The organism is Geminocystis sp. GBBB08, from assembly GCF_016743215.1.
GTDB lineage: Bacteria > Cyanobacteriota > Cyanobacteriia > Cyanobacteriales > Cyanobacteriaceae > Geminocystis.
Genome location: NZ_VRZC01000224.1, coordinates 1 through 5,154, shown reverse-complemented (window position 1 = coordinate 5,154; position 5,154 = coordinate 1). Strand labels below are relative to the sequence as shown.

Below are 5,154 nucleotides of genomic sequence, written 5' to 3'. Positions count from 1 at the left end.
ATTATTAACTAACCAAGGAATTTCAGGTAAAGGATTAGGTAAATCTTGACTAACTTCTTGTATCTCTAACTTTAACTCATTTAGTTTTGTCTGAGATTCTTGGTGTTGTAAAACTAATTTTTCTAATGCCCACTGTAATTGTTGTTGTTCGTTTTCTAATTTTTTAACAAGGTTTTCTTGTTGATTTCTTTGTTGCTTAATTGTCTCTAATTTTTGAGCTAATTCCTGAAAAAGATTCTCATATTTATTAATCTCCTCATCAATTATGCTTAACTCTTGCTCTAACTTAAGGGTATCTTCCTTAACTTGATTTTCTTGTGCTAATAAAGTGGTTATCTTTTCCTTTCCTTCCTCAATTTTTTTGTTTAAATCTTGATGTTGATTCGTTAAAGTGTGTAAATTTTGTTGACTCTTATTTAATGCTGATTGTTTCTCTTCTAATAGCAATTCTTCTTGACTAATAATCTGCTGTAAATTTTGCCATTCTTGATTATCATAGCTAGATTCTAAATCTTTTAATTCTTCCTGTTTTAAAGCAAGTCTATTTTCTAATAAAGGTAAATTTTGTTCAATATTATTTAACTCTTGTTTACCGTTAACTAAGTCTTGATAATTATTAGCATTATTGGCAATAATTTTTTCTTTATCTTTTTCTAAACGGTTAATTTCCTGTTGGCATTGCTCTAAAAGTAACTGTTTTTTTTGTCTTTTTTGTCTTTCTTGATTTAATTCTTCTGACCACCCCTTGACTAAGTCTCTTTTTTCTGATATTTTAAAACTAAGGTGGATAATTATGTCTTCAATTTCTCTTATACGGTCATTTAAGTCTAAAAACTCCTTATTTTCTGTGATCGATACCCTACCAAATTTTAAAGAAGAGCGTTGAGAAATACTACCTCCAGTCATAGATCCAGAAGTTTCCAGTAACTCTCCGTCTAAAGTGACGATACGCCCTTGCCCTGTTAACCTTCGTGCTGAATCCAAGTCTTCAAAAATAACAGTATTGCCGAAAACGTAGCCAAAAATTCCTTGATATTTAGGCTCAAATTTAACCAAATTTATCGCTAAATCGATAAAACCCCTCGCTTGAGAAATTTCCCTAGGAAGATTTAAACGGGGAGACTGGATTTTATTCAAGGGTAAAAAAGTTGCCCTTCCCGCCTTTTGTTGCTTAAGAATTTTTATCCCCATGGCTGCAATAGTGTCATCTTCCACGACAATAAATCCTAAACGGCTACCAGCACAGATTTCTAAGGCTAATTGATAAATATAATCCACCTCTGCTAACTGTGCCACTAAACCACATATCCCCGGCAAGTCAGAATTTAAGATAATCTTACTAGCATAAGTGCCTTGTGCCTCCTGTTGTGCCTGTTTTGTTGCCTCTAACTTATCTAACTGTCGTTGTTTTTCTCGTTGTTCTAACTGTAACCGATTTATGGTGTCTTGATTCAAGGAAATATCCGCTTCAATTTTTGCTAATTTCTCTGCTAATACTTGTATGTTCGATTCGGATTCCCCTATTTCTGTTTGTAAAGTAGGCACTTGCTCAACTTTTCTCTTAATATCTTGCTCATACTTGTCTAATTGTTCATTTTCATTTTTAATGGTTGAGTGTAACTTACTACATCTTTCTGTTAATAAAGCCTGTTGAGTTAAAAGAGGGTTTAGTTGTGTTTGAATAGCAGTAATTTCTTGATTTAACTCTGTTTGTTGAGCAACCCATGCTTGAGATTTAGAAGCAATTTGTTGAGCTTGTTTTTTATAACTATCTAAACTATTCTTCACTAAATTTTTGCCAGTTTCTAATTGAGGAATAATCTGAGTTTCTAGTTGTTGAATTTCTGTCAATAAAGTCGCTAACTGTTTTTGATAACTACTAATTTTTTGCTCAATGTCTCTTTGTTTAATAACAACTTCTGCTTTTAGCTTAATTAACTGCTGTTGACGCTGTAACAATTGTTCTCTTTTGACTTTATCTGTAGCTAATTGAGATGCAATAGAAATTTGTTCTTCTTCTCCTAAAGCTTTAACTTCTTCATTTAATTTAGTTAATCTTTCCTTTGATCTAATAATTTTTATCTGAATTTTATTTAATTCTTCTGTCTTTTGTTTCTGTTTATTTTCTAAGTTAATTAAGCCTAAGTTTAACTCTTCTTTTTGCTGTTGTAAAAATTGCCAATTAATAACTATTTCCCATTCCTTTTTCTCCTGAATTTGTGCTTTGATTTTTTGATATTTAGCCGCTTTTTCCGAATCTTGCTTTAACTTAACACTATTTTGAATTAACTCATCTTGAATAATTTGACATTTTTCCTCTCTCTCCTTCACGGCATCTAAAGTTGTCTTCGTTTGCTCAATTTTGCGATCGAACTCTGCAACACCTGCTAATTCATCTATGATTTCTCGTCTTTCTTTGGTATTCATAGTAATAATACGAGTTACATCTCCTTGTAAAACCACGTTATAACCTTCGGGATAAATGCGTAAACGGTTTAATTGCTCATGTAGCTCATTTGCTGTACATGGACTATCATTCAAATAGAAAGTTGAAGCATAGCTACCTCCTTTGGTAACTCGTAAACGTCTAGTTACTTTTAACTCAGATAAAGACTCTAAATTAAATTTATTTTCTTCTTTTTTTTCTTGATTATTAACGTCATTTTCTTGCTCATTATCCGTATAAAAATCTTCTTTTTCTTTATTACTAATACCTTGATTATGTTCTAATAAATTATTATTTAAACTATCTAAATTTTCCAAATCAAAAATAACAGAAACAATAGTCTCTAAAACTTTTCCATTAGTGTTTTGATTATTATTAATCAAATCTGGTAGTCTTTCTGCTCTCATTCCCTTAGAACTAGCTAAACCTAAACAGAATAATAAAGCATCTAAAATATTTGATTTCCCTGAGCCATTAGGTCCAGAAACTACTGTAAATCCGGGTAAAAAAGGAATAGAATTACTACCCCCAAAAGATTTAAAACGAGATAATTCAACACGCTTAACATATACCATAAATAACAAGTAAAAATTGACAATATTCTTCATTCCTAATTGTTAAAACCGGTTCTTCTACAGTGATTATGCAAAATTAATAATAATTTATGGAGAAGTCTATTTATAAATTACAAATTTAACCAACCTAAAAAAGTTTGTAGAAGTAACCAAAGATTTAAACTAACAATAATTATAGCAACTGCTCCTGAAATAACTTTTAACCAAGAAGAATTAACAAATTCTCCCATTAAACGGCGATTACTGGTAAACATAATTAAGGGAATAACAGCAAAAGATAACTGTAAACTGAGAATAACCTGACTGAATATTAATAAACTCCCCGTACTTCTTTCCCCAAAGAAAATAATCGCAATTAAAGCAGGAATAATCGCTAGTAATCTAGTTGCTAAACGACGTAACCAAGGCGGTAAACGAAACTGCAAAAACCCTTCCATCACAATTTGTCCTGCTAATGTTGCAGTAAGGGTTGAACTTTGTCCTGATGCTAATAATGCTAACCCAAAAATTGCACTTGCTCCGGCAACTCCTAATAAGGGGGAAAGTAGTTGATAAGCATCTTGAATTTCGGCAACTTCTTGATAGCCTGAAAAATGAAATACCGCCGCTGCCACAATTAAAATAGCTGAGTTAATAAAAAGAGCAAAGAAAAGAGCAAGGGTTGAATCTATTGTGCTAAATTTAATAGCTTCCCAACGTTTTTGTGAAGTTGATTCCCAATCACGGGTTTGCACAATTGAGGAGTGTAAATATAAATTATGAGGCATGACAGTTGCTCCTAGAATACCGATGGCAATGTAGAGCATTTCTTGATTTCTAATTATCTCTGGATTGGGTAAATATCCTTGTAAAACTTCTCCTAAATGGGGTTGAGAAAAGATAATTTCGGCAAAAAAACAGATACCAACGGTACTAACAAGGGTAATTACTAAGGCTTCTACATAACGAAAACCTTTACCTTGCAACATTAGCAAAATTAGCACATCACTAGCGGTAATACACACCCCCCAGATTAAAGGAATACCAAAAAGAAGTTGTAGAGCGATCGCACTTCCTAATAATTCAGCTAAGTCACAAGCGGCGATCGCAATCTCGCATAACACCCATAAAATAAAGTTAACACGAGGAGAGAAGTAGTCTCGACAAGCCTGAGCTAAATCACGTCCTGTGGCTACACCTAAACGAACACAGAGCGATTGTAGCAAAATTGCCATCAAGTTCGACAAAAAGATTACAGATAACAGCGTATAGCCAAATTTTGAGCCTCCAGCAATATCCGTAGCCCAATTACCAGGGTCCATATAACCCACAGCAACTAAATATCCAGGACCGGCATAAGCCAACAATTTTCTCCAAAAACTGCTTTGAGTCGGAATTTTTATGCTGCGGTAAACTTCAGGTAAACTTGGTACATCAGGATTTGAGGACATTAGTACTTACTTTTTTTGTAATCTTTTCATTATTTAGTCTAGCACTCAAAGGTCAACTTTTCATGATCTTTTCATAATTACTTCAAATTTGAGAGAAACTTGATTAAGTTAAAATGAAAGCTTTACCCAAGAAAATAGTTATGTTTAAGTCTTTATTATTGTTTGTCTTAGCCGGATTTTGTGAAATTGGGGGAGGCTACCTCTTTTGGCTCTGGTTACGAGGAGGAAAAAATATTTGGTTCGCAATTGTAGGAATATTGATCTTAGCTTTATATGGTATTGTTCCCACTTTACAACCCGTTAATTTTGGACGGGCTTATGCCGCCTACGGTGGTATTTTTATTGTTTTATCAATCCTTTGGGGATGGCTAGTTGATAAAGTTGTCCCTGATAAATTTGACCTACTAGGTGCTTGGATTGCTTTTTTAGGAGTATTAGTCATTATGTATGCTCCCAGAGGATAGAAAAGTAAACAAAAAAATAGATATAGTAATTGTATTTTATACATTTTTATTTCTTTTTAACTTCTTGATATTCCCTCATTAAAGTAAGTTAAATTTTTGAATAATCTTTCTAGTTTTATAGAACCCATTTGGTATCTTTTTTAGAAGAATTACATAGTAATGATTTGAGAATAAATGCTTTAATCTCGTCAAAACCTTTTGTTATTTCGGTTACAGATGTAAATATCAAATAGGTTCTA

Annotated in this window: 3 protein-coding genes; 1 reads left to right on the top strand and 2 read right to left on the bottom strand. The window is 32.7% G+C overall.

What is annotated here, in order from left to right; translation table 11 throughout:
• Nucleotides 1-3,021, bottom strand: a 3,021-nt coding sequence (locus FWJ34_RS18160; protein ID WP_308256748.1) for an AAA family ATPase, incomplete at its 3' end; no start/stop codon positions are given.
• 110 nt (nt 3,022-3,131) lie between these two features.
• A complete protein-coding gene (locus tag FWJ34_RS18155; RefSeq protein ID WP_308256747.1) occupies nt 3,132-4,451 on the bottom strand; it encodes an Nramp family divalent metal transporter in 1,320 nt (439 codons plus the stop codon).
• Nucleotides 4,452-4,585: 134 nt separating this feature from the next.
• Here FWJ34_RS18155 and FWJ34_RS18150 point away from each other — a divergent pair, with 134 nt between their 5' ends.
• Nucleotides 4,586-4,915, top strand: coding sequence for a YnfA family protein (locus FWJ34_RS18150; RefSeq protein WP_308256749.1), 330 nt, complete (start codon nt 4,586-4,588; stop codon nt 4,913-4,915).
• The last annotated feature ends 239 nt before the right edge of the window (nt 4,916-5,154 follow it).

What these genes read in the sequence shown, in the direction of transcription:
- FWJ34_RS18155 (WP_308256747.1), bottom strand. Translation starts at nt 4,451, where the DNA reads ATGTCCTCAAATCCTGATGTACCAAGTTTACCTGAAGTTTACCGCAGC.